This window comes from Streptomyces sp. NBC_00986 (assembly GCF_045162565.1).
Classification (GTDB): domain Bacteria; phylum Actinomycetota; class Actinomycetes; order Streptomycetales; family Streptomycetaceae; genus Streptomyces.
Genome location: NZ_CP108733.1, coordinates 7,956,760 through 7,980,311, shown reverse-complemented (window position 1 = coordinate 7,980,311; position 23,552 = coordinate 7,956,760). Strand labels below are relative to the sequence as shown.

Sequence of the window (23,552 nt, the reverse complement as noted above, 5' to 3'; positions counted from 1 at the left end):
CCTCCTCGTAAGGGTGCCGCCATATGCGAGCGTCCCGCACGCAGTGTGATGCGGGAAGGGGGTGTGACCCGATCAGGCCACGGAGGGTCACATTCGGGCTTGTTTCGCGTCACTGTGCCCCAGCGACGTGAGATGCGCGTGAAGAGACCGCGCCGACGCGTCTGTGAGTGACGCGATCTGATCCACGATCACCCGCTTGCGGGCGCGGTCGTCGGGCGCCTCGTCGAACTGCGCGCGGAACTGCGGCTCCAGACCGTCGGGGGCGCGACTCGTGAGCACCTCGGCCAGCTCGGCGACCACGATGCGCTCGTCGGCGCGGATGCGCTCCTGCTCCGCGCGCTGCATCACGTACCGGTCGGCGACCGCCTTGAGGACCGCGCACTCCAGCCGTGCCTCGTGCGGTACGACCAGTTCGGCGTCGTAGCGGGTGAGGCGGCCGGTGCCGTACGCCGCGCGCGTGGCGGACTCGGCGGCCAGGCAGAAGCGGCCGATGAGCTGGCTGGTGGCGTCCTTCAGGCGGGCCTGCGCCACCGCCGAACCGTCGTAGCCGTGCGGCCACCAGTCCTGGTCCTGGAGCCGGTCGAGGGCTTCGGCGAGTTCGGCGGGGTCGGTGTCCGCGGGCACGTAGCGGCCTATGGCGACCGTGAAGACCGCCTGCCGTTCGGGCTCCGCGTGCAGGCAGTTGGGGTCGATGTGGCCCGCGTGCAGGCCGTCCTCGACGTCGTGCACCGAGTACGCCACGTCGTCCGACCAGTCCATGACCTGGGCCTCGAAGCACGTGCGCGTGCCGGGGGCGCCCTTGCGGACCCAGTCGAAGACGGGCCTGTCGTCCTCGTAGACACCGAACTTCGGGGACTTGGGGTCGGTGGGATGCGCTCCGCGCGGCCAGGGGTACTTGGTGGCGGCGTCCAGGGCGGCGCGGGTGAGGTTGAGGCCGACGCTCACCATCTCGCCTGTCGTGTCGCTTCTTACGAAGCGCTTCGGTTCGATGCGGGTGAGGAGTCTGAGGGATTGTGCGTTGCCCTCGAAGCCGCCGCAGTCGTCGGCGAATTCGTTGAGTGCCTGTTCGCCGTTGTGGCCGAAGGGGGGGTGACCCAGGTCGTGGGAGAGGCAGGCCGCTTCCACCAGGTCCGGGTCGCAACCCAGGGCTGCGCCCAGTTCCCTGCCTACCTGGGCGCACTCCAGGGAGTGGGTCAGGCGGGTGCGTGGGCTGGCGTCCCAGGCCTGGCTGCGGGTTCCTGGGGTGACGACCTGGGTTTTGCCGGCGAGCCGTCGTAGGGCGGCGGAGTGGAGGATTCGGGCGCGGTCGCGTTGGAAGGCGGTGCGGCCGGGGCGTTTGTCGGGCTCTGTTGCCCAGCGGGCGACTGACGTCGGGTCGTAGGGGTGGGGTGCTGCTGTGCGTGTACCTGTGGTGCCTGCTGTGCCTTCCATGCTTCGACAGTAAGCGGCGGTAGTGACAATTCGGGAGTTGCGGGGCGCCTATGCGGTTGCCGGGTGCGGATCGGTTGCGTCTGCGGGTGCGTGGGGGCTGGTCGCGCAGTTCCCCGCGCCCCTTAAGGGGGTGGCCCCGCCGTGGCTTTCAAACCGAGACCAACTCCGGTTCCATGGGCGCCCTTGTTTCCAGCGTCTGGTCGTAGCGGTGGAGGACCAGCCTCGCCATCGCGGGGTGGGCTCCCAGGGGCGCTGACGCGATCCACGAGGCCTGCTCCGCGCACTGGGTTGCGAAGCGGCCCGGAGCCGTGAAGCAGGACGCCACCGCCACCCTGTGGTGGCCTCTGGACGTCAGGGTGCGGATCGCCTCGGAGACCGTGGGGGTCGCCGCCGAGGCATAGGCCGGGATCACGGGGACGCCCAGGCGGGCGGCCAGGAGGTGGGCCGTGCGGGTGGTGTCGAGCCTTGAGTCCGGGTCTCGGGAGCCTGCCGCTGCCAGGACCACGGCGCTCGCCCTGCGGGTTCCGTCGTCCATCCTTGTGCGCCAACCCGCCTCCACCAGGCGGTCGTAGAGGGTCTCTACGAGGAGGGGGTGTGGGCCCAGAGGGGGTGCCACGCGCGTGCGTGCCTGTGCGTTGGCCGCCAGTTCGGGGATGTCCTGCTTCACGTGGTAGCCGCGGGTCAGGAGGAGCGGGACCAAGACGGCTTCCGCGGGGCCCAGTTGGGTGAGGGTGTCCGGGAGGCGGGGCTCGTTCAGTTCGATGTGGCCCAGGTGGACGGGGAGGCCGGGGCGGAGGTCGCGCACTCGGTCCGCGAGGGCTTGTACGGTGCTCAGGGCTCGTGGGTCGCGGCTGCCGTGGGCCACCAGGACGAGGGCGGGCGTAGTGCCGAGGGTGGACTCCTCGTGGGGTGGGATCGACGCCGTCATGGAGTGATGGTGGCAGGGGGAGGTTGCCACCCCGTTGCACTGGAATCACGGGTCTTTTCCGGGGGTTCACGGTGGGGTGCGGGGGTGTGTGAGGCGATGTGACCTGCCGTTTCCGGGTTCACAGTGAAGCCGGTCACACTACGGGCGGCGAACCGGAGCGGGTCACGGCGCGTCTGTGACTGTCGGAACCGAACGCGGAGGGGCCCCCGTTGATACGTCTGATGCGCCGCCTGAGACCTCGCCGGCCGCGACTGCCACGCACGCGTGCGGGATGGCGACAGTTCGTGCAGGTGGTGGCCGCCGGGTGTGTCGTCGCGCTGCTTCCGGCGACCTGGCTGTGGGTGTCCACGGCCGACCGGCTGCGGACCCTCCAGGACGCGCCGCGCACCGATGTCGCCGTGGTGTTCGGTGCCGGGCTGTGGGACGGCGAGCCGTCGCCGTATCTCGCGCACCGGCTGGACGCGGCGGCGACGCTGTACCGGGAGGGGCGGGTGAAGGTCGTCCTGGTGACCGGCGACAACAGCCGCAAGGACTACGACGAGCCGGACGCGATGCGTGTCTACCTGGCGAAGCACGGGGTGCCACGCGCACGCGTGGTGACCGACTACGCCGGTTTCGACACCTGGGACTCCTGCGTCCGCGCCAAGAAGATCTTCGGCGTCGACAAGGCCGTACTGATCAGCCAGAACTTCCACATCCGGCGGGCGGTCGCCCTGTGCGACGCGGCGGGTGTCGACTCGTACGGCGTCGGTGTCGACGACACGCACGACGCGACCTGGTACTACGGCGGCACCCGCGAGGTGTTCGCGGCGGGCAAGGCGGCGCTGGACCTGATGTTCCACCCCGACCCGCACTTCCTCGGGCCGAAGGAGAAGGGCATCACGCGGGCGTTGGCCTCCGGCAACTGAGGCCCGCGCCAACCGCGGCCCGTCAAGCGGTGGTTCAGCGCCGGTTGAGCCAGTCGCCGCCCTCGATCAGCTTGCCGTGGGTGCGGAGGCGGGCGGTGACGGTGGGGGCGGCGAGGTACACCCAGGCGCGTACGGCCGTGCCGTCGGTGTCGCGGGTCACCTGGCGTTCGACGCGTTCGTAGAGGTTGGCCGGGTCGCCGGGGGCGTAGTCCTCAAGTCGGTCCAGTTCCCTGAGGAGTTGGGGGTAGGCCTCGGGGCGGGCGGTGACGAGTTCGCCGACGATCACGGAGCCTGGGGCCTCGACGGCGTACGGGTAGCCGGGGCCGTCGTAGAGGGCTGCGCCGTGGAGGCGACCCCGCTCCTCCGACTCCGTGCGGCCGCGCAGGAAGAGGTCGTGGTTGGACTCGCCGGGGCGGAGGGTGCCGTAGACGAAGAAGGGGAGGGACTTCGAGGGGGTCGTCATCGCTCTCCTTGGTCCCGTTGGTCCCGGAAGTCTTTGCACGCGCTATGGACATGACATGTCATGGGCCCTTTAAATCTCATTCAACATCAACGCAGCCCCCACGCCCCCCACTTGCGTTCTTGAGGAGACCCATGAGTCGGACACGGCACATTCGAGGTTCCCGTCTCGCCACGGCCGGTGTCGCCGCCGGCGCCGCGACCCTGTTGGCCGCCACGCTCGCCCCCACCGCCCACGCGTCCGACCGGCCGTCCCGGAGCACCGCGATCGCGAACGCCGCGTCGGCGCTGGTGGCCCATGCCGCGGGCCTGGGGCTTACGGCCGCGGAGGACACGTCCGTTCGCGACGTGATCGTCGACGCGGACGGCACCCAGCATGTCCGCTACGACCGGACGTACCGTCAGCTCCCGGTCCTCGGCGGTGACTTCGTGGTCCATCTGACCCCGAACGGCAGTTACCGGAGCGCCGACCGCGCGACCCGGAGCTCCATATCCCTGGCGTCCGTGACGCCGAAGGTGGCCGCTCCGAAGGCGGCGGACCTGGCGGTGAACGCGTTGCGGGCGGCGAACCTTGGGGACGTACTGAAGGGGGTAACCGCCAAGCCCCAGCTGATAGTTGACGCCCTGCACGGCGCCCCGAAGCTCGCCTGGCGGACGAACGTGGTCGCCAAGGACTCGCTCGGCAACCCGGTCGCGCGCACGGTGCTGACCGACGCCCGTACCGGCGCCCAGATCGACGCCTGGGACAGCGTGGAGACGGCGACGGGTGACGGGCAGTCGCTGTACAGCGGGACGGTGCCGTTGGAGACGACGCTGTCGGGATCGACGTATCAGCTCAAGGACGCGACGCGCGGCGGGACTTACACCGGTGACGCGGCGAACAAGACCGACCTGTGCATCCTCGGCATCTGCATCAGCCGCGCCCCGTCCACGGTGTTCACGGACGCCGACAACCACTGGGGCACGGGGGCGAGTTCGGACCGTTCGTCGGCGGCGGTGGACGCGCAGTACGGCACGGACGAGACCTGGGACTACTACAAGAACGTCCACGGCCGGAACGGCATCGCGGGCGACGGCAAGGGCTCGTACAACCGCGTCCACTACGGCAACGGCTACAACAACGCCTTCTGGGACGACAGTTGCTTCTGCATGACGTACGGCGACGGTGACGGGACGCAGCTCGGTCCGCTGGTCGCGCTGGATGTCGCCGGGCACGAGATGACGCACGGTGTGACGTCCAAGACCGCCGCGCTGACGTACTCGGGCGAGTCCGGCGGGCTGAATGAAGCGACCTCGGACATCATGGGCACGCTGGTGGAGTGGTACGCCAACAACTCGTCGGATCTCGGGGATTACCTCATCGGCGAGAAGATCGTGCGGTCGGGATTCGGCAAGGCGGCACTGCGGTTCATGGACCAGCCGTCCAAGGACGGGAACTCCGCGGACTGTTGGAGCTCGTCGGTCGGGAATCTCGACGTGCACTACTCGTCGGGCGTCGCCAACCACTTCGCGTATCTCCTCGCAGAGGGCAGCGGCGCGAAGACCATCAACGGCGTCAGCTACAACTCGCCCACGTGCAACGGCACTTCGGTGAGCGGCATCGGCCGGGACAAGCTCGGGGCGATCTGGTACCGGGCGTTGACGGTCTACATGACGTCCTCGACGAACTACGCGGGGGCGCGGGCTGCGACGCTCAGCGCGGCCAAGGACCTTTATGGAGTGGGCAGTTCGGAGTACGGCGCGGTGGGCGCGGCGTGGAGTGCGGTGAGTGTGGGGTGAGTTGAGGCTCAGAGTCGGCCGTTCAGCGGAGTAACTGATACGGAGTAATGCCGTGGCGATGGCTGGGCGGCGCTGACTAGGCTCCGGTGCCGCCTCACAGACCCGGAGCCCCATGTCGTCCAACGCCAAGATGCACGCCGACGAACTCGACATCGACGGGGAGCTGGTGGGCCGGCTGGTCGCCGAACAGTTCCCGGAATGGGCGGAGTTGACCGTCACTCGGGTCACCTCCGCCGGGACCGACAACGCGATGTTCCGGCTGGGCGAGGACATGGTCGTACGGCTGCCCCGACTGCCGGGCGGGGCACGGCAGATCGAGACGGAACAGCGCTGGTTGCCGCGCCTGGCACCGCACTTGCCGCTGTCCGTACCGGTGCCGCTGGCGATGGGTGATCCGGGGCGGGGGTACGGGCTGCGGTGGGGGGTGTACGGCTGGCTGGACGGGGAGAACGCGTACGACTCGCCGCCGACCGAACTCGCCGATACGGAAGTCGAGTTGGGGCGTTTCGTCACCGCACTCCGACGGGTGGACGCGGTGGGCGGACCCGTGTCCTTCCGAGGTGGGCCGGTCGGTGCGCAGGACGCGGACGTCCGTAAGGCGATCGAGGACCTGGGCGCCGACGGCATCCATGACCCGGCCCTCGCGACGGCTGCCTGGGAACACACCCTCTCCCTCCCCCAGTGGGATGCCGCCCCCGTCTGGCTCCACGGCGACCTCCTCCCCGGCAACCTGCTGACCGGGTCCGGCCGCCTCACCGCGGTCATCGACTTCGGCTGCCTCGGGGTCGGCGACCCGGCTGCGGACGCGCTGCCCGCGTGGGCTCTGTTCTCCGCCGGGACGCGTGAAGTCTTCCGCGAGGCAGGCGAGTTCGAGGATGAGGTGTGGGCTCGGGGGCGGGGGTGGGCGTTGTGCTTCGGGTTGGTGGCGGAGCACTACTACCGGGGTGGGCGGAATCCGGTGTTGGCGGGGGTGGGGCATCGGGCTGTGCGGGAAGGGCTGGAGGAGTTCGGGGCTTGATCCGCGATCATTCCGCTGGTGCCGCGTGCCGCTTCCGCCGCGCGTCGCGGGGTTTCTCCAATACACCTGCGGCTTCGGCGATCACCCGGCGACGGAGGTGAATATGACCGCTTCGAAGAACGCTCCGATCCAGGGGCCGATCCCCTTCAGGAACGGCCGCGTTTGTTGCCCCCTCGTCAGGGCGTCAGATTGTCGAAGTCGTCGGCAAGGAGCCCCGTGTCGGATCAGCGGTGGGTGCGGGAGCAGTCCCGCGTCACATGGGAGGCCATGAGCAGGCGCGAACACGCGGCCGTAGTCCGAGCTGTCCGCAAGGGCGAGCCGGCACGGGACCCCGCGACCGCGCTGCCGGCGCTGCACTGGGCCTGGGCCGTCATCGGGCCGCCCGGTGCACGCAGGCGCCACCCCTGGCGGGACGCCTTCCTCGCCGACATCTACGACGGCACCCCGCGGAACGATGCCCGGAGGGTTGAGGCGGCGTACTTGCCGTTCACGGAATCCCTGGATACTTGACGTTGTGACTGATCAGCGCGAGGTGTCCATCGTCCGTCGACCGGGCCGGGGTCTTTCCGCCGAGGACGGACTGGGCGCGTTGCTGGCGGCCTACCACCTGCGGACGGAGGCCGAGAAGGGGGAGCCCGTTGCCGATGTGGACGCACTGCCGGACCGGTACCGGGCGGAGATCTCGGACCCTCGGACCGCGTTCGTCGACGATGTCGTGCTGGTGGCAGTGAGCGGGGACGCCGCAGTGGGCTGCCTGGTGGTGACCGCTCCCGCCGACGGGCGGTCGGAGATCAAGAGGCTATGGACGGACCCGGCGTTCCGGGGCCGGGGCGTTGCCTCGGCTCTGCTCGGTGCGGCGCTTGCGCATGCCGCGGAAAGCGACGTGGGTGCCGTGCGCTTGTCGGTGTGGAAGTGGCGGACCGGGGCCATCGCCCTCTACGAACGGTTCGGCTTCGCCGTCACCGAGTCGTGGGACGAGCGGGATCAACTGGTCTGCATGGAGCGGGTCGTGTGAGTGGTGTCGTACGACGTCCAACTCGCACCACACCGCCTTGCCTACGGTGAGCTCGCGCACGCCCCAACGGTCCGCGACCTGACCGACGATCAGCAGTCCACGCCCGAACATGTCGCCCTCGGTGGCCTTGCGGAGGCTCGGCCGTAACTCGCCCCTCGGGTCGGACACCGCGATGCGTACGGCGCGTTCCGTGAGGGTGAGTTCGACGCGGAACAGGCGGTCGCGCAGGCACCCGTGCAGTACGGCGTTGCCGCCCAGCTCCGAGACCAACAAGGCGGTGTCCGCGGCGAGTTCGGGGTGACCCCACTCAGTGAGGAGCCGGTGCGCTCGGCGGCGGGCGAGGGTGACGCTCTTGGGCAACGGGGTGTAGTCGAGGCGGTCGTGATGCAGCGGGACTTCGGGGGCGACCATGTCGCTCACCTCCGGGCAGGGGCGAGCTGCGCCGCGTATCAACTGGCGCCGCTCTGCGATCGGTTCACAACGGAAGGTAGCGGCGCGGCGCCAGGGTTTTCAAGCTCTTCCTGGAAGATATCCACCAATCGTGTTTGCCAGCCCGGTGCCCCACCGAGCAAACTGACCGCGCACAGCACCGAAGGAGCAGCCGGGTGACAGCGAGTCAGGCACGTCAGGGCAACAGCACGACCAGCGTTCTGGGGCGCAGGCTCGGAGCCGAACTCCTCCAGCTCCGCGTAACGGCCGGCCTCACTCAGCCGCAGGCCGCGAAGGCGCTCTCCGCTTCGACGGCCAAGGTCGCCAAGCTGGAGGGTGGTTGGGTTCCCGTTCGCGATCCGGACATCCGGGCCTTGTGCGAGCTGTACGGCGTCCGCGATCTCGGAAGAATCGGCGGCCTCCTCGAACTGGCGAGGGTCGACCGGGAGCGCCGGAAGGCCAAAGGCTGGTGGGACGACTTCGACATCCCGGGTGTCATGCAGGAGTACGTCGCACTGGAGAGCGCCGCGACAGCCATCAAGGCATGGCAACCCGCCTTCCTCCCCGGACTGCTCCAAACAGCCGAGTACGTAAGGGCGTTGAGGACCGAACCGACAGCCACGGTGACTACCAAAGGGACCGAGACCGACGAAAAGTTCATCGCGGCCCGGCTCGCCCGACAACGCCGCCTGTCCGATGACCCTCTACTGTCGCTGCGGGCGGTGATCTACGAGGCGACTCTCCGCAACTTTCCCGGCGGCGCAGCCACAGCCATCGGCCAACTCGACGAGCTGATCAAGACAGCCGACCAGCCGAACATCAGCCTCCGCGTCTTCCCATTCGACGCCGGTACGCACCCGGGCCTCAACGGCTCGTTCAACATCATGTCGTTCGCCGAACCCGGGGCCATGGACGTCGTCTACGTGGAGTCACCCTTCGTCGAACGCTGGGTGGAAGGCGGAGAATTGGCAGCCGCCTACGCCGAGTTGTTCGAGAAGATCACCGAACGCTCCCTCAGTGAACGGGAATCCATTTCCTTCCTCCACGAGCTGCGCAAGAGACTGTGAACCATGCCCACGTTCGAGTACCGCAAGTCCAGCCACAGCAACGAAAAGGCCGAGTGCGTCGAGGTAGCCACCAACATTCCCACCACCATCGCCATACGCGACTCCAAGAACCCCAACGGCCCCTCCCTCCACCTCAACCCCGCCACCTGGAGAGCGTTCCAAGCCTCCCTCCCGCCAACCTCCGCGCCCCGCTGAGCTTCTCTTCAGCGGATCGTGGCGCGGAGCCGGTGCTGTGTCTCGTGCATCAGGTCTCGTGCCGTGGACGCGTGCGTCCCGACCAGCGTGCCGTCGCGTTTGGCGAATTCCCCGCCGACCAGGACCGTCTCGACGTCGGCCGGGCCGGCGCCGAGCCCGAGCATCGCGACCGGGTCGCCGAAGCCGTCCAGGTGGGGCGAACGCAGGTCGACGACGGTGATGTCGGCCTGCTTGCCGGGGGTGAGCGAACCGGTCCGGTCGGCGAGACCGAGTACCTGGGCACCGCCGAGCGTGGCCAGCCGCAGCATGTCCCGCTGGTGCAGTGCGACCTCGTGCACGAGCTCGTTGCGGGCGAGGGACTCGGCGTTGGCGCGCGAGCGTTCCGCGGCCAGCGCGAGGCGCATCTCGGAGAACAGGTCGGTCCCGGCGCTGCAGACGGTGTCGACTCCGAAGCCGGAGACGATGTCACGTTCCAGAGCTCGCCCGGTGGCCGGGTAGGTGCCGAACTGCATCAGCATGTCCGTGCTCGGGGTGATGGTCACGGTCCCGCCCGAGGCGGCGATCAAGTCCATCTCCTCGTCGGTCAGTTGGTTGGCGTGGATGTAGTTGACGTCCGGGCCGAGCAGCCCGTCCCGGCGCAGCGCGGTGACCGCGTCCGCGGTGCCGGCCATCCCGACGTGGATCGAGATCGGCAGGCCGAGTTCGCGGGCGAAGGCGAAGTCCTGGCGGTTGCGCTCCGGGGAGGTGAAGCACGGCCCGCGCAGCGCCATGCCCATCCGCAGCCGTCCGTTGCCGCTGGTGCCGGGGAACTGCTCGTCGCGCATGCGCCGGGCGTCGAGCGGGTGCGGCGGGTTCGGGTCGTCGTCGGCCGGGCCGGGGCCGCCGTAGAAGAACAGGCCGCGGATTCCGGACTCGCGCAGGCCGCGCAGGTTGGCGTCGGCGTGGTCGGCGGACTGCAGTGCGTGGGCCCAGTCGCCGATCGTGGTGATTCCCGCGTCCAGCGCCTGCAGGGCTCCCCACAGCGTGCCGGCGTAGATGTCGGCCGGGGTGTGCCTGAGGGAGATCCCGGTCAGTACGGCCGGTCCGTACCCGTATCCGGTCATCTGCGGGGTGAATCCGGCGATCGCGCCCTGCCAGACGTGTCGGTGCGTGTCGATCAGGCCCGGGATCACCAGCCGGCCCCGCGCGTCGACGACCTCGGTGTCCGGCCCGGGGTGCAGGCCGGCACCGATCTCCGTGATGACACCGTCCCGCACTCGCACGTCACCACCGGGTACGTCGCCGAGCGCGTCGTCGAGCGTCACGACGTGGCCACCGGTGATCAGGATTTCCTCGGACATCGTCGAACTCCGTTCCAGTTGAATCGACTTGGGGGTGACAGGGCCGGACGCGTCGGGACCGGGCAGGGTCATCGCGACGCGCGGATCGAGGTGCCGGTGAGCTCGGCGCAGTAGTCGAGCAGGGCGTCCTGAACCGTCGCGTCGTGCGCCTCGGCGGGCACGGAGCGCTCCTTCTGGTGGTAGAAGTGCCGGCCGGTGACCTGCGCTGCCTCGTCGTCGCTGACGGCGAGCCACGCCTGGGTCACCGGGCCCCAGGCCAGGTCGTCGGGCGCGCCGGGGCCGCCCATCCTGGTCGCGACCCACCCGGGTTCCACGGAGTTCGACAGCACGTCCGGCCAGCGCCGCGCGACTCCGAGCGCGAGCAGGACGTCGAACAGCTTGCTGTCGCTGTACGCCTGCGCCCCGTTCCAGCGCCGGTCGTTCCACTGCGGATCGGACAGATCCGCGTCCCCACCGCGAGCCATGCCCGAACTGAGGTAGACCAGCCGGTCGGGCCGCGTCATCGACGCGGTCAGCAGGTAGGGCGCGAGCACATTGACCGTGAACAGCTGGGACAGGCCGTCGACGGTCCCGACGCGGCGCGGCTCGCGGTAGCCGATGCCCGCGTTGTGGATGACGGCGTCGAACCGGCCCGCCGCATTGGCCTGGGTGGCCACCGACCGGATCCCGTCGAGGGATCCCAGATCCCCCACCAGCACGTTCTCGGCAGCGGGCAGGACCGCACGCGCATGTGCGGCTCGCGCGGTGTTACGAGCGTGCAGCGTCACCTTGTGGCCTTGGCCGATCAGCAGGCGAGCGGCCATCAGGCCGAGGCCGTCTGCGGATCCGGTGATCAGGACGTGAGTCATCGTCGCACCTCCCGGAGGGCGTTCGAGATGTGTCTCGGGGTGTCGGTCGGAACGCCGGCGACAGGCAGGAACCGGGATCCCGGCCCGCTGTCGCGGCACGTCCACTGTCGATCCGCGGGGGCCGCCCTGTCCAAGACTCTTTGCGTCGCCTGTGATGCCCGCGCGTCATGCCCGGCGGGCATCACAGAGCACGGAACAGGTCTTGGACAGGACCGGCGACCAGGCCGCACGGTGGAGTCACACCTGATCAACAGCGAGGGACGGCATGCGAATTTTCCTGACGGGCGGATCCGGCTACATCGGCCGGGCCACGATCGCCGAACTGGTGCGACGAGGCCACTCCGTGGAGGCGCTGGCGCGCAGCGAGCAGGCGGCACAGGCCGTGACAGGCGCCGGGGCGGTCGAGGTGCGCGGTGGACTCACCGACCTGGACGTGCTCAACCACGCGGCCGCCCGCGCCGAGGCGGTGATCCACCTCGCGCAGGCCAGCTCCGCGGACATGGACCTCGCCGCGGCCACGGCCATGCAGGACGGCGTCGGGGCCGGACCCTACGTGCACACCGGTGGGACCTGGGTCTACGGCGACACCGACGGCGTACAGGACGAGAGCGCACCGTGGAATCCACCTGGCGTGGTGGCCTGGCGCAGGTCGGTCGAGGACGCGGTCTCGGCACGCGCCGCCGAAGGCGGTCGCCCCGTCGTCGTGCAGCCCGGGCTGCTCTACGGAGGCGACAACCGGCTGATCGAACATTTCTTCATCGCGCCCGGTAAAATACGGGGAGCTGTCCCGTACATCGGTGACGGTGCCAACCGGTGGGCGCTCGTGCACATCGACGACATGGCCACGCTGTACGTCGCCGCACTCTCGGCGAAGGCGGGGTCGGTCTACATCGGGGTCGGCGAGAGCCACCCGACGATGAAGCAGGTCGCCGAGGCGGCGGCGCGCGGTGCCGGACTCGACGGCAAGACGGTCTCGGTCACACTGGAGCAGGCCCGCGCCGAGATGGGGCCCGTCGCGGACGCGTTCGCGCTGGACCAGCGGCTCACCTCGGCCAAGGCCCGCCACGAACTGGGGTGGGCACCGACGCACGGTGACCCGCTCGCCACCTTCGAGCGCGGCTGATCACCCGGAGGAACCGCATGGACGTCGATCTGCGCAAGCTTCGCTACTTCCTCGCGGTGGCCGAGGAACTCCACTTCGGACGCGCCGCGGAGCGCCTGCACATCACCCAGCCCGTGCTCTCCCGCCAGATCCGGGTGCTCGAGAGCGAGCTGGGCGTGGACGTGTTCATGCGCGACCGCCGCAGCACCGTGCTCACACCGGCGGGCGAACAGCTCCTTCACGACGCCGGGCCCCTGCTGGCGAGCGCGGACGCACTGCTGCGGCGGGCACGCGCCGCGGGCGAGAGCGTCACCCGCTTCACGATCGGGTTCATGCCGGGAATCACGCTGACTCCCGTCACTCGCCTGCTGCGCGAGCGCCACCCCGGGCTTGACGTGCGGATGCTGCGTACCGGCTGGCACGACCAGGTGGAGGTGCTCCACGACGCCCGCGCGGATGTCGGCATCGTCCGGTTGCCGATCGACCCGGCGGGCCTGGAGATCAGGCCGCTCTACACCGAACCGCGCCTCGTCATGGTGGCCTCGTCCCATCCCCTCGCCGGCAAGGAGTCCGTGCGGGTCGCCGACCTGGCGGCCGATCACCTTCTGCAGGATCCCGACGCCGTCCCCGAGTGGCGCGACATCGCGGTGGAACTGCGAACCGGTGAGCGCCGCCCGGTGGCGGCGATCCACAGCGTCGAGGAGAAACTCGAACTGGTCGCCGGCGGGCAGGGGATCGCCGTGATCCCGGAGTCCACCGCGAACTTCTACACCAGACCCGACGTCGAGGCGATCCGGGTCGAGGACCTCGGCCCCAACCATGTCGCGGTGGCCTGGCCCGCCGGGCGAACCACCGGCCTGGTCCAGGAGTTCGTCGACGCCGCCACCGCTCTGCTGCCCGAGCAAGTCTCCTGACCCCCACGAGGACCTACCGTCAGTGGGCCGTCCCCACGGTCATCGACCGCGGACGTGAGGCCGTTGCCCGATGTGGGCAACGGCCTTGTCCTGCGGGTGAGTTGAGGTAGACCCGGGTCAGGCGGCCAACTCCCGCTCCGCCGTCCCCTCTTGGGCCTCGGTCACCGGCTCCCCCGGCTTCCCGTCCCGCATCACCACGGCCGCCAGCACCGCCGCCGCCACGACCCCGACCGCGCTCACCATGAAGGTCGTTGACATGGAGTGGGTGAACGCCTCGCGGGCCGTGCGGACCAGCCCCGCGTCCCCGTGCGCCGCCGCCAGCGCCCCGCCGATCGAGTGGCGTGCCTCATCGGACGTACCGGAGGGCATCTCGTCGGCGAAGCCGCTGGACAGGAGGGAGCCGAGGATCGCGATACCGAGAGCCGTACCCGCTTGCTGGATGGTGTCGTTGAGGGCCGAGCCGACGCCCGCCTTGTCCTCGGGGATCGTGCCCATGAGCGCGCCCACCGCCGCCGGCATCGCGAGGCCCGCGCCCAGCCCGAGGAGGCCGAGGGCGACCGCCGGGACGGTGAAACCGGTGTCGGCCGTGACCGTCGTGAGCAGGACGAAGGACGACGCCATCACCAGCATGCCCGCCAGGATCAGGTACCGATGGCCGTACCTCGCCATGAACTTGGCGCCCGCCGCGTTGCCGACCAGCGCGGTGACCGCCAGCGGGACGAAGGCCAGGCCCGCCTTGACCGGCGAGTAGCCGAGCACGAACTGCAGGTACTGGGTGAGGACCAGCAGCAGGCCGCCGTTGCCTATCTGGACCAGCGTCAGGGAGAGCGAACCCCCGCTGAAATTACGGTGCTTGAAGAGGACCAGGGGGACCATCGGGGTCGGGGTGACGTTCTCCCAGATCACGAATCCGGCCAGCCCCACGACCGCCACGACCAGGGTGACGAGCGCCCGGCCCGCGAACGCTCCGTGCTGCGGGATCTCGATGATCCACCAGATCAGGGCCGTCATCCCGACCGCCGACAGCACCGCGCCCAGCGGATCCGGCTTCTGCCAGGGGCCCTTGGACTCCGGCATCAGCGTCACACCGGCCACCAGGGCGAGCGCCACGACCGGCACGTTGAGGAAGAAGATGGAGTGCCACGAGAAGTGGTCGATCAGTACGCCGCCGAGCACCGGGCTGCCGACCAGCGCCAGCATCGACACCGAACCCCAGGCCGCCATCGCCTTGCCGCGTTCCTCCGCGTCGAAGACCGTGATGAGGATCGAGAGCGTCGACGGCATGATCAGCGCGCCGCCCACCCCCATCGCCACCCGTACGGCGATCACCTCGCCGGGGTTCGTGCAGAACGTCGCCGCCAGTGACGCCGTCCCGAACAGCACCAGGCCGATCAGCATCACCTTCCGGCGGCCGAAGCGGTCACCGAGGCTGCCGGAGGTCAGCAGCAGGCCGGCGAAGACCAGGATGTAGGAGTCGAGGATCCACTGGGTGTCCTGTGCGCTCGCCCCGATGCTCTCGGTCATCGACGGGACCGCCACGGTCAGCGCCATGCTGTCGACCACCAGCACCAGCGAGCTGAGGCACAGCACGACGAGGATCCACCAGCGCCGGGGGTTTCGGGTTTCCATGGGGCTTCCCTTCAGAGTCATCGGCCGGCTTTGTGCGTACACCGTTCCTTCGATGCGAACACTGTACGCACAACGGAACAGTGTGCGCAATCCCTGAACTCTGTACGCTGGATGCGAACGTCGTACGCACGGCCCGCACGAAGGAGCGCGCATGCCCCCCAGGACCAAGCAGCACCCCATCCCGTCCGTGTGGGCCCGCGAGCAGCGTGCGGCCGATCAGCCCGCGCTCAGCCGCGACGCGATCGTCCGTGAGGCGATCGCGATGCTGGACGCCGACGGCATCGAGGCGCTGAGCATGCGCAAGCTCGGCGCGCGTCTCAACGCCGGCGCGACCTCGCTCTACCGGCATGTCGCGACCAAGGACGAGCTGATGGAACTGGCCGTCGACGAGGTCGCCGCCGAGATCCATGTCCCGGCCGCGGACGCCGCCGACTGGCGCGCCGCCGTCACCGAGGCCGCCGCGTCCTTCCGTACGACCGCGCTACGGCACCGCTGGCTGTCCTCGGTGCTCGGGCAGGCGGGGCTCGCCTACCTGGGCCCGAACCTCATGTCGTTCACCGAACGGCTCGCCGCGCTGTTCACGACCGTCGGATTCCCCGAGCCGAGCGGCGCGATCGACGCGGTGCTGTCGTACACGATCGGGATGAGCACGACCGAGGCCGCCTGGCTGACCACGGTCGCGCGGTCCGGCGAGAGCGAGGCCGAGTTCATCGCCCGTCTGATGCCGGCCGCCCAGCAGGCCGCCGCCGGCCACGCCCATCTCGCCGGCACCTACGCCGAGTCGGCCGTCACGAGCACCGATCCGGTGACCCTGCGCGACGGCAAGTTCGCCTACGGCCTCGATGTCGTCCTGGACGGGCTGTCGCTACGGCTGGCCCGCTAAGCCCCTTCCGCCAGGTCGGCCGTCTCCAGGTACACCTCCGCCAGCACCTGCAACTCCGTTTCACCGGTGGTGAGTTGCTCGCCCGGGCGTAGGCGGCCGGCCAGGTCGTCCGGGCGGTTCGGGATTGTCACCAGGTGCGCTGCCGTCTCTCCTACGGCGCCCAACGCCAGCCACTCCCCCACGAGTTGAGCGGTCAGCACCTGGTCGAAGTCCGGGGGGCGGGTGAGGGCGTGGGCCAAGTAGAGCTGTTCGCGGCCGAAGAGGAGGTACCGCAGAGCTGCCGGTTCCATGGTGGGCTCGGTCGGGTGGCCGACGTACAGCCGCCCCTCGATCCTCACTCTCACCTCCCCCAGCGGCTCGCCGTCCCTCCCGAAGCGGCCGAAGTAGAGGTCGGCGGGGAAGGTCGCGCCCGGCTCGAGGTCCTTGAGGAGGAGGGTGGGTGGGCTGAGCGTGAACAGGGCCGACGTGCCGTAGCGCTTGCGGGCCGTGCGGTAGGTGTCCGTGTCCAGCGCCACCCGCAGGACCGCCTGGAAGTCGTACGGCGCGGTGAACGTGGGCATGTGGACGGCGTACACCGTGTCCGTGCCCAGCAACACGAGTCCGTGCACGGCCAGTTCGGGGGTCACCATGTCAGTGCCGGGTCAGGGTCCGGGCTCTTCGGGAGCTGTCTGCACACGAACCCGGCGAGGAACACGTCGTCCGGTGCGGTGATGCTGCTCTGCGTCGCGGAGGTCGCCTGTTGGTAGGCCACCCAGCGGAGTTGGAGGTCGTAGCCGTACTGGACCACCTGCACCTTGGCAAAGCGGCCCTCCGTCGTCCGTACGGCGAACACGTCCCCGGTGACGAGTTGGTTGCTCGCGTTCGGGTTGCCGGTGAGGGGGGTGCTGCCGTAGGTGAGGGTCGAGAGGCGGTGGCCGTCGAAGGCCTCGTAGTCGACCTGGCCGAGGTTGACGATTCCGGCGTGGGAGCTGGGCACCAACTGGGCGGTGGTCTCCGTCATCCACTCCCACCAGAGGTCGGCGGTGTTCATGTCGCCGCCCGCGATGCCGTTGTCGAGATCCAGGGTCCAGGTGCCGTGGAGGGTGGTCTCGCCGGGGGTCTCCGTGTAGCCGACGGCCTGGCGGATGAGTTCGATGTTGCGGGCCAGGGCGACCGATTCGACGTACGACGGGCAGCGGCCGTGCGGTGGGGTGGCGCCGTCGCTCAGCGGGGCGACGCCTGACGACAGGCGCCAGGCTCGGGAGCCGAAGAGTTCCATCGGCGGGTCCAGCCAGGGGCGGACGACCGACACGACCCGGTATTCGAAGGCCAGGGAGAAGACCGTGTCGTCGGTGGCTCGGTCGCCGAACGCCGACTTGAGTTCTGCGGGGGTCTGCGCGGCCAGGGTGCGGAGCATGTCGTCCGAGAGCACGACTCTCGACCAAGGGTCGTCCAGCGCGCCGTCCGGCGAGTAGTAAGTGGGCGCGAAACGCGTGCCGTTGGGGGCGGTCGTGTACTGGTCGGGGAGGTTCGGGTTGAAGGTGTCGCGGTGTCGTTTCCAGATGCTGGAGGGGGCCTTCGAGGCGAGTTCGGAGGTCTCGCGCAGGGCGTCCTCCACCTCGGCCTTGTGGCCCGCGGTCTGCCAGGCGTCCATGGCGTCGTCCCTGGCCTGGCGGAGTCCGGGTTCGTCGACGTGGGTCCAGTGGTCGCGGACCGTCTGGTCGGTCGACATCGTCGCCGTCTGTTCCGCCTGGTGGTAGTCCGTGTCGGCCTGGAGCCAGGCCTGGCGGGCCGTGCGGTAGCCGCGCAGGGCGGCCGAGGGGACGAAGACTCCGTCGGCGCCGGTGTCGTAGAGGTAGCCGACCGCCGTGTCGTAGCGCTGGTGTTCCTCGGGGGTGAGGGTGGAGCTGGCCAGGTCGGCGCCGAGTACCTCGCCGTAGATTCCCCAGAGGTGGACGGTCGACGAGGGTGCCCAAATCGGTTGGGTGGGAACCCTGTTGACCAGTTCGCAGAACTCGGACCAGACCGTGGCCCGGGCCGAGTCCAGGGCGCCGCCGAAGCGAAACATGCTGTCCTGGTGGACGATCGGCGTCACCGGAACGGCGACCAGGTGGTCGGGGTCGGTGAGCAGGCCGCGGAAGTACGCGCCGAGGCTGAACATGGCCGCCGTGTCGACGGGGGACGCGGCCCACACCGTCTCGGTGTCATTCATAACTGGCCGCCGCCCTAGACGAGTTGGTCGGGGTCGAGGCCGTCGAGCAGGTTCGGTGTCTTGTCCAGGAGGTGGTTGACGAAGCCGATGATCTGCATGCCGGGGACGGTGATGGTCGCGCCGTCGTTCTCGGAGTGGAAGTGCTGGTCCGACTCGGAGTGGCTGTAGCTGCCCTTCACGGTGAACGGGCCCCAGCCGACACTGGCGTTGACCGACACCGAACTCTGGTGGGTCTGCAACGCCTGGGCCAGCGAGGCGGAGTGGATGGTGAGGTTCCTGATGAACAGGGCCTGGAGCGGATAGCCGATGAAGCGGCCCTCGGGCGGGTTGCCGCCGTCGGACGGCATCTGGTCGTAGTTCCAGCCCTGCCCCGTGCGCAGGTCCCAGCCGCGGTTCTCCAGGAACTCCGGGTAGAACCACGGCCGTACGACCTGCACCTGGGCCATCTCGAAGGACATCGAGAAGTCGTCGACCTGGAAATTCTCGCTGTAGTCCTGGGAGTTGGAGGTGATGCCCGAACTCGCGCTCCACAGACCGAAGTTCAGTCCGCCGCCCGCCGACCAGGACGTCGTCTCGTAGTGGCTGTGGGAGTCCACCATCTGGTGGTACATCGAGTACGCGGTCCAGCCGTTCGAGGTGGCGAAGTCACCGGGGACGACCGTCGTGTAGTAGAAGGACTGGCCCGGGCCCAGCGCGTTGGTGTTCGCCTCCTCGTAGAAACGCTCCAGGTTGCGCTTCCACAGCAGCATCGACTTCTCGGTGGTCTGGTCGATGTAGGCGTTGATCTCCTCGACCTCGTTGCGGTACCCGCTCGACGTCCAGTCGTCCATCGCGGCGGCGACCTGCATCGAGTACAGCTGCGCGTTGGCCGCCCAGTCCGCGACGGCCTGCTTGCCGGACTCGCCCACGGCGGCCTGCGCGGCGATGCGTTTGTTGTTGTACGACAGGGCCGCGGTGACGTACGCCTGCATGCACGCCTTGTAGGCCTTGAGCATGGGGCTGTCCTCGGTGACCTGCTTCTCCTGCTCGGTGACGATGTCCTTCACCGTGCGCGTCACCCTCAACAGGCCCCGGAACCGGTCGAGTTTGGCCTTCTGGTCGTCGGTGAGCTGGTCGTCGACGACCTTGGAGAACTTGAGGATCTGGCCGTAGATCTCACTCAGCCGGGCACCGCTCGCGTTGCGCCACACCCCGTCCTGCCGTCCCGACGAGTACGCCGAGGTCACGTCCGGGATGAAGTCGACGAGCGAGGAGAAGTTGTACGCCTGCTGGAGCAGGAGCTTGTCCTCCGCTGCCGTGGCGCCGGTGCCGATGCCTTGCGCGGCGAACGCGAAGTCCGCCTCCTGGTACGGCAGTCCGGGCATGCACCAGGTGATGAAGCTGGACTTGGCCGGCGGGACACTGCCGTCGCCGCCGGTGAGCACGTTGTACATCTGGTCGCGGAACGTCCGCCCCAGATCCCCCAGTTGGTATCCCATGGCCCCGTCCTGCCCGGGTCATATGACACCTATACGGCACCTTGTTTGCATTCACCCGGATAAGTGAATCACCGGTGCCCTCAGGCAGCGGCCTCGATGTTCCGCATCACCGAGGCGAGGGAGTCGTAGTAGTTCGTCGCCGTCGCGTACCCCGCGTCCGCGACCGCCTGCGCGAAGGCGTACGGGTCGTCGGTGTGCTCGAACGCCGAGGCGTAACGGGCGTTGTTCCGCAGGTAGTTGCCATGGGCCGTGAAGGACTCCTCGGGGGTCGCGTAGACGCGGAACCAGTCGCGGACGACGTACAGGTACTTGCCGTCCGGGCGCTGCGTCACCGAGACGACTTCGGGGAACTGCACGTCGGGGCGGTCCAACACCTCCTGGGTTCGGAGAAGTTGGCGGGTCTTCGGTGGGTCGGTCGCCTTCGCCTTGATACCGAAGAAGTTGTTGCCGGGCGCGGCCGTGCCCCAGCCGGACTCCAGCGCCGCCTGGCCGAGTGTGACCAGCGCGGGGACGCCGGTCGCCGTTTCACTGGCGGTGGCGAACTCGCCGTAGGAGAGCTTGAATTGGGTTGCCTTGCTCGAACTCGGGGGCGCTGTGGCCGCGTTGGACCAGATCGCGTCGTAGGGGCCGGTCAGGCCGGGCCATTGGTCGGCGGTGGTGAGCGGGTAGCCGTCCTCCTGTTTCTTGGTGTGCCAGTCGATGGCCGCGTACTCGGTGCCCTTGAAGAAGTACGCCCGTCCGTTGCCGGGGTTGAGCGCGCCGTCGATGCCGTCGCCGATCCAGTCGGCGGTGACTCCCGTCCAGCCGTCGGCGATCGGCTTGGGGTAACCGGGGTCCTGGCGGTCGGCGGCGATGTCGTAGCGGACGTACTGCGGGCCGCTGAAGAAGTAGAGCTTTCCGTCGGACCAGTTCATGACCGCGTCGACGGTGTCGAAGGAGAGGCCGGACCAGTTGTCGCGGGTCGTGAGCGGGTAGCCGTCGTCCACGGTCTGGGTGGCGAACGGGATGCGGACGTACTCCGGGCCCCGGAACACGTACAGGTGGGCCTGGCCCAGGTCGACCGCCGCGTCGACGCCCTCCTCCCAGCCGGGCGGCAACCCGCCCCAGGCCGTGCCCAGTTGCCAGTCCTGCGCCGGGTCGGCCGCGTCCGCGTCGATGTCGTACGTGGACACGGTGGCCCCGACGGTGAAGTACGCCCTGTCCACACTCATGCCGGGATGCATGCTCCGGCGGTGCGGTTCTTATGGCGTGACACGGGGTCCCGTTCGAGTGAATCATCGGGTGATCCACGTGGCGTCACGGAGGTGGCACGACGTTTCCAGTGATCGTTTAGGGGTTGTCCGGCCCGACGTGCCCGTTTTCCGGCGCGTCATCCAGAGATCATTGGAGTAGTCATGCGTATGCGTTCCGCCCTGACCACGTCCGTCCTCGCCGTCGGCATCCTGCTCGGTGGCGCGGGTGCCGCCCTCGCCCACGACAACGGCCCGTTCCCCCACGACGACGGCGCGCTCGTCCAGGGCACCGGCTCGCAGGGTTCCGGGCACGTCGACAACACGATGTTCGCCGGTGTCATCGACCACGTCGGCCCCGTCTACTCCTCGACCACCAAGACGGACCACGACTGGGACCGTGGCACGTTCGAGGGCGTCTTCGGTTTCTGACACCTCCCCGTGACGGTGTGAAGGGGGCGGCCGACCTTTGTCGGCCGCCCCTTTTTCGTTGGATCCTTTTTTCGTTGGATCCTTTCGCGTCAGACCAACGGCCGCACCCGGCGTGCCTCCTTCAACGCCCGTCCCCACCACACCAGTTGGTCCAGCATCGCCTTCGCCGCCGCGTCCGGGGCCGACGGGTCCTTGAGGCGGCCGTCGTCGTCGAAGGACGCGCCCGCGTTGTGGAAGGAGACGGTGTCGCGGACCGTGACGGCGTGGAGTTCGGCGAAGACCTGGCGCAGGTGCTCCACCGCACGCAGGCCGCCCGCGAGGCCGCCGTAGGAGACGAGGGCGACGGGTTTGGCGCGCCACTCGGTGAAGTGCCAGTCGATCAGGTTCTTGAGGCCGGCCGGGTAGGAGTGGTTGTACTCGGGGGTGAGGACGACGAAGGCGTCCGCGCCGGCCAGCTTGGGGGTGATGCCGGCGAGTGCGGCAGTGGCCTCCGGGGTCGGGGCGAGGGTCGTGGGCAGGTGGCCGGTGTCGGCCACGTCGACGACCTGGAGGGTGAGCTCGGGGTGGTCGCGGACGTGCGCGATGAGCCAGTCGGCGACGACCGGGCCGAAGCGGCCGTGGCGGTTGCTGCCGATGACGACGGTCACGGTCAGAGGAGCCGTAGTGGGTACGGCAGCGGGTGCGGTGGTGGTCGCGGTGGTGGTGTCCATGCGGGCAGCCTGGTACCTCAACCATTCTTGAGGTCAAGGGCCGCCGACCTCGCCTCCTGCCCGCGCCGCCCGCTGTGCCCGGTCACCCGTTCACACGCGCGGCTTGCGCTCTTCGGGTTCTTCTCCGGAACGGGTTTCGCCGCAGCCCGTCGTACCGCCATGACCTGCTGAAACGGCGCCGAGAAGGGGCGCCGGAGGCCCTTTCTGACACCCATTCACCGCAATTCTGACGCTCGCTCAGGAAGCGCGCTCGGCCCGGTGCCACTTACCTCGGAAGGGCAGCCAACCACAGCTCGGAGGAGCACCGATGCGACGTACCGCCCGTCTGCTGACCGGCACCGCGCTCGCCGTCGCCGCCGCGGGTCTCGCGACCGCGCCGGCGTACGGCGGCGAGACCGGCAGTCTGGAGGTGTTCCCCTCGAACGCCGTGCCGGGCGGCGACGTCACGGTGAACACGGCGGCGTGCGGCGACGACGGTACGGCCGCCGGTGACGCCAGCGCGGTGGGCGCCGGCACGTTCACGCTGGCGCCGAGCGCGCACGAGGGCGATGCGATCGGGCAGTTCAAGGTGCCGCCGAGTGCGCAGCCGGGGACGTACGAGATCGTCGCGAAGTGCACGGACGGGCGGCAGGTCAGCGGCGATCTGATGGTGACGCTGGCCTCGATGCGGCAGCAGGTGCAGCCGCGAGGCAGTGTGAAGACGGGGGTCGGCGGCGCCTTGGGCCCCGACCCCGTGCAGACCGCGGCCGGCGTGGCGGCTCTCGCCGTCGCCGCCGCGGGCGGTACCTGGCTCCTGCATCGCCGGGCGAGAGGCGACAGGTTCTGACGGACACCCTCCGCTGTCCGTCCGCCGGTACCGCACGTCCCGTCCCCCTCCGGGTCCGACGCCCCTCGTGGCCCGGAGGGGGCGCGGGGCCAGTTACTGGAGAGGGGTTGATCGCTCATGCGCCGTGGATACGGCAATACCGCGATAGGGGCCGTCACCGTGGTCGCCCTGTGCACGGGCGCGTGGCTGTTGGCCAGCGGTTCCGACACGAACGCCCCGCCGCAGCCGTCCGCCGCGGAGGGGCGGCCCGACCCGGCCGCCGGGCGCACCGCGGCGCGTGCGCTGCCGCCGTCGCCGCCGGACCGCATCCGTATCCCTGCCATCCACGTGAACGCCCCGCTGATGGGGCTCAAGCTGACGAGCACCGGCAGCCTGGACGTGCCCCCGGCCGCGAAGAAGAACCTCGCCGGCTGGTACGAGGCCGGGACCACCCCCGGCGAGACCGGCACGGCGGTCGTCGCGGGGCATGTCGACAACGCCGACGGGCCCGCCGTCTTCTACGACCTCGGCGCCCTGAAGAAGGGCAACACGATCGAGCTGGACCGGCTGGACGGCAGCGTCGCGCTGTTCACGGTGGACGCGGTCGAGGTGTACCGGGCGAGCCACTTTCCGGATCAGAAGGTGTACGGGGCCGCGCGGCGGCCCGAGTTGAGGGTGATCACGTGTGGGGGCGGGTATTCGCGGGCGACGGGGTATCAGGGGAACGTGGTGGTGTTCGCGCACTTGAGTGGTAGTCGGTAA

General features: G+C 69.5%; 24 protein-coding genes and 1 pseudogene. 13 read left to right on the top strand and 12 right to left on the bottom strand.

What is annotated here, in order from left to right:
* Positions 1-87: 87 nt before the first annotated feature.
* On the bottom strand, positions 88-1,431 hold the full coding sequence (locus OG504_RS35700) for a deoxyguanosinetriphosphate triphosphohydrolase (RefSeq protein WP_405993486.1): 1,344 nt from the start codon (positions 1,429-1,431) through the stop codon (positions 88-90).
* A gap of 148 nt (positions 1,432-1,579) precedes the next feature.
* Positions 1,580-2,359 carry a sirohydrochlorin chelatase gene (locus tag OG504_RS35695; RefSeq protein ID WP_405993485.1) on the bottom strand — a complete coding sequence of 260 codons (780 nt, stop codon included), beginning with the start codon at positions 2,357-2,359 and terminating at the stop codon, positions 1,580-1,582.
* A gap of 221 nt (positions 2,360-2,580) precedes the next feature.
* Between OG504_RS35695 and OG504_RS35690 the strand changes: the two genes are divergently transcribed.
* Positions 2,581-3,267, top strand: coding sequence for a vancomycin high temperature exclusion protein (locus OG504_RS35690; RefSeq protein WP_405993484.1), 687 nt, complete (start codon positions 2,581-2,583; stop codon positions 3,265-3,267).
* A 34-nt stretch (positions 3,268-3,301) separates the two neighbouring features.
* Here OG504_RS35690 and OG504_RS35685 read toward each other — a convergent pair whose 3' ends face one another.
* Positions 3,302-3,730 carry a gamma-glutamylcyclotransferase family protein gene (locus OG504_RS35685; protein ID WP_405993483.1) on the bottom strand — a complete coding sequence of 143 codons (429 nt, stop codon included), beginning with the start codon at positions 3,728-3,730 and terminating at the stop codon, positions 3,302-3,304.
* A 131-nt stretch (positions 3,731-3,861) separates the two neighbouring features.
* Between OG504_RS35685 and OG504_RS35680 the strand changes: the two genes are divergently transcribed.
* From OG504_RS35680 to OG504_RS35665, 4 genes are all read left to right on the top strand, one after another.
* Positions 3,862-5,505: a M4 family metallopeptidase gene (locus OG504_RS35680; RefSeq protein ID WP_405993482.1), complete on the top strand. Its 1,644-nt coding sequence runs from the start codon at positions 3,862-3,864 to the stop codon at positions 5,503-5,505.
* Positions 5,506-5,617: 112 nt separating this feature from the next.
* Positions 5,618-6,523 carry an aminoglycoside phosphotransferase family protein gene (locus tag OG504_RS35675; RefSeq protein ID WP_405993481.1) on the top strand — a complete coding sequence of 302 codons (906 nt, stop codon included), beginning with the start codon at positions 5,618-5,620 and terminating at the stop codon, positions 6,521-6,523.
* Between the two features lie 216 nt (positions 6,524-6,739).
* Positions 6,740-7,033, top strand: coding sequence for a hypothetical protein (locus OG504_RS35670; protein WP_405993480.1), 294 nt, complete (start codon positions 6,740-6,742; stop codon positions 7,031-7,033).
* Positions 7,034-7,037: 4 nt separating this feature from the next.
* Positions 7,038-7,538 (top strand): GNAT family N-acetyltransferase, encoded by a 501-nt coding sequence (locus tag OG504_RS35665; protein WP_405993479.1) that lies wholly within the window; start codon positions 7,038-7,040, stop codon positions 7,536-7,538.
* Positions 7,539-7,580: 42 nt separating this feature from the next.
* Here OG504_RS35665 and OG504_RS35660 read toward each other — a convergent pair.
* Positions 7,581-7,949: pseudogene (locus tag OG504_RS35660) on the bottom strand (ATP-binding protein); the annotation flags it as partial.
* A gap of 194 nt (positions 7,950-8,143) precedes the next feature.
* Here OG504_RS35660 and OG504_RS35655 point away from each other — a divergent pair.
* Both OG504_RS35655 and OG504_RS35650 read left to right on the top strand, forming a co-directional pair.
* Entirely contained in the window at positions 8,144-9,034 is an 891-nt protein-coding gene (locus OG504_RS35655) for a helix-turn-helix domain-containing protein (protein ID WP_405993478.1), read from the top strand.
* A gap of 3 nt (positions 9,035-9,037) precedes the next feature.
* On the top strand, positions 9,038-9,229 hold the full coding sequence (locus tag OG504_RS35650; RefSeq protein ID WP_405993477.1) for a DUF397 domain-containing protein: 192 nt from the start codon (positions 9,038-9,040) through the stop codon (positions 9,227-9,229).
* 8 nt (positions 9,230-9,237) lie between these two features.
* Here the strand turns inward: OG504_RS35650 and OG504_RS35645 are convergent, their stop codons facing one another.
* Together OG504_RS35645 and OG504_RS35640 are read right to left on the bottom strand one after the other, a co-directional pair.
* Positions 9,238-10,569, bottom strand: coding sequence for an amidohydrolase family protein (locus OG504_RS35645; RefSeq protein ID WP_405993476.1), 1,332 nt, complete (start codon positions 10,567-10,569; stop codon positions 9,238-9,240).
* 68 nt (positions 10,570-10,637) lie between these two features.
* On the bottom strand, positions 10,638-11,417 hold the full coding sequence (locus tag OG504_RS35640; RefSeq protein WP_405993475.1) for an SDR family NAD(P)-dependent oxidoreductase: 780 nt from the start codon (positions 11,415-11,417) through the stop codon (positions 10,638-10,640).
* Between the two features lie 265 nt (positions 11,418-11,682).
* Between OG504_RS35640 and OG504_RS35635 the strand changes: the two genes are divergently transcribed.
* Together OG504_RS35635 and OG504_RS35630 are read left to right on the top strand one after the other, a co-directional pair.
* Positions 11,683-12,540 (top strand): NAD-dependent epimerase/dehydratase family protein, encoded by an 858-nt coding sequence (locus OG504_RS35635; protein WP_405993474.1) that lies wholly within the window; start codon positions 11,683-11,685, stop codon positions 12,538-12,540.
* Between the two features lie 17 nt (positions 12,541-12,557).
* Complete coding sequence (locus tag OG504_RS35630) at positions 12,558-13,433, top strand: LysR family transcriptional regulator (protein ID WP_405993473.1); 876 nt, start codon at positions 12,558-12,560, stop codon at positions 13,431-13,433.
* Between the two features lie 117 nt (positions 13,434-13,550).
* On the opposite strand, the gene OG504_RS35625 is transcribed toward OG504_RS35630, so the two are convergent.
* The gene (locus OG504_RS35625) at positions 13,551-15,062 is read right to left on the bottom strand and encodes an MFS transporter (RefSeq protein ID WP_405993472.1); all 1,512 of its coding nucleotides are present in this window, start codon (positions 15,060-15,062) and stop codon (positions 13,551-13,553) included.
* A gap of 151 nt (positions 15,063-15,213) precedes the next feature.
* On the opposite strand from OG504_RS35625, the gene OG504_RS35620 reads away from it, so the two are divergent.
* Complete coding sequence (locus OG504_RS35620) at positions 15,214-15,945, top strand: TetR/AcrR family transcriptional regulator (RefSeq protein WP_405993471.1); 732 nt, start codon at positions 15,214-15,216, stop codon at positions 15,943-15,945.
* On the opposite strand, the gene OG504_RS35615 is transcribed toward OG504_RS35620, so the two are convergent.
* The 4 genes from OG504_RS35615 to OG504_RS35600 all read right to left on the bottom strand — a co-directional run bounded on the left by OG504_RS35615 (position 15,942) and on the right by OG504_RS35600 (position 20,825).
* A complete protein-coding gene (locus tag OG504_RS35615) occupies positions 15,942-16,574 on the bottom strand; it encodes a hypothetical protein (RefSeq protein WP_405993470.1) in 633 nt (210 codons plus the stop codon). The genes OG504_RS35620 and OG504_RS35615 overlap by 4 nt on opposite strands.
* On the bottom strand, positions 16,568-18,136 hold the full coding sequence (locus OG504_RS35610) for a hypothetical protein (RefSeq protein WP_405993469.1): 1,569 nt from the start codon (positions 18,134-18,136) through the stop codon (positions 16,568-16,570). The genes OG504_RS35615 and OG504_RS35610 overlap by 7 nt, the downstream gene beginning before the upstream one ends.
* A gap of 14 nt (positions 18,137-18,150) precedes the next feature.
* Entirely contained in the window at positions 18,151-19,614 is a 1,464-nt protein-coding gene (locus OG504_RS35605; protein ID WP_405993468.1) for a hypothetical protein, read from the bottom strand.
* Between the two features lie 80 nt (positions 19,615-19,694).
* Positions 19,695-20,825, bottom strand: coding sequence for a hemopexin repeat-containing protein (locus OG504_RS35600; protein ID WP_405993467.1), 1,131 nt, complete (start codon positions 20,823-20,825; stop codon positions 19,695-19,697).
* 183 nt (positions 20,826-21,008) lie between these two features.
* Here OG504_RS35600 and OG504_RS35595 point away from each other — a divergent pair, with 183 nt between their 5' ends.
* Positions 21,009-21,275 (top strand): hypothetical protein, encoded by a 267-nt coding sequence (locus OG504_RS35595; protein ID WP_318016184.1) that lies wholly within the window; start codon positions 21,009-21,011, stop codon positions 21,273-21,275.
* Between the two features lie 89 nt (positions 21,276-21,364).
* On the opposite strand, the gene OG504_RS35590 is transcribed toward OG504_RS35595, so the two are convergent.
* Positions 21,365-21,985, bottom strand: a complete 621-nt coding sequence (locus tag OG504_RS35590; RefSeq protein ID WP_405993466.1) for an NADPH-dependent FMN reductase — start codon at positions 21,983-21,985, stop codon at positions 21,365-21,367.
* Positions 21,986-22,292: 307 nt separating this feature from the next.
* On the opposite strand from OG504_RS35590, the gene OG504_RS35585 reads away from it, so the two are divergent.
* Positions 22,293-22,811: a hypothetical protein gene (locus OG504_RS35585; protein WP_033284687.1), complete on the top strand. Its 519-nt coding sequence runs from the start codon at positions 22,293-22,295 to the stop codon at positions 22,809-22,811.
* Positions 22,812-22,928: 117 nt separating this feature from the next.
* Positions 22,929-23,552 (top strand): class F sortase, encoded by a 624-nt coding sequence (locus tag OG504_RS35580; RefSeq protein ID WP_405993465.1) that lies wholly within the window; start codon positions 22,929-22,931, stop codon positions 23,550-23,552.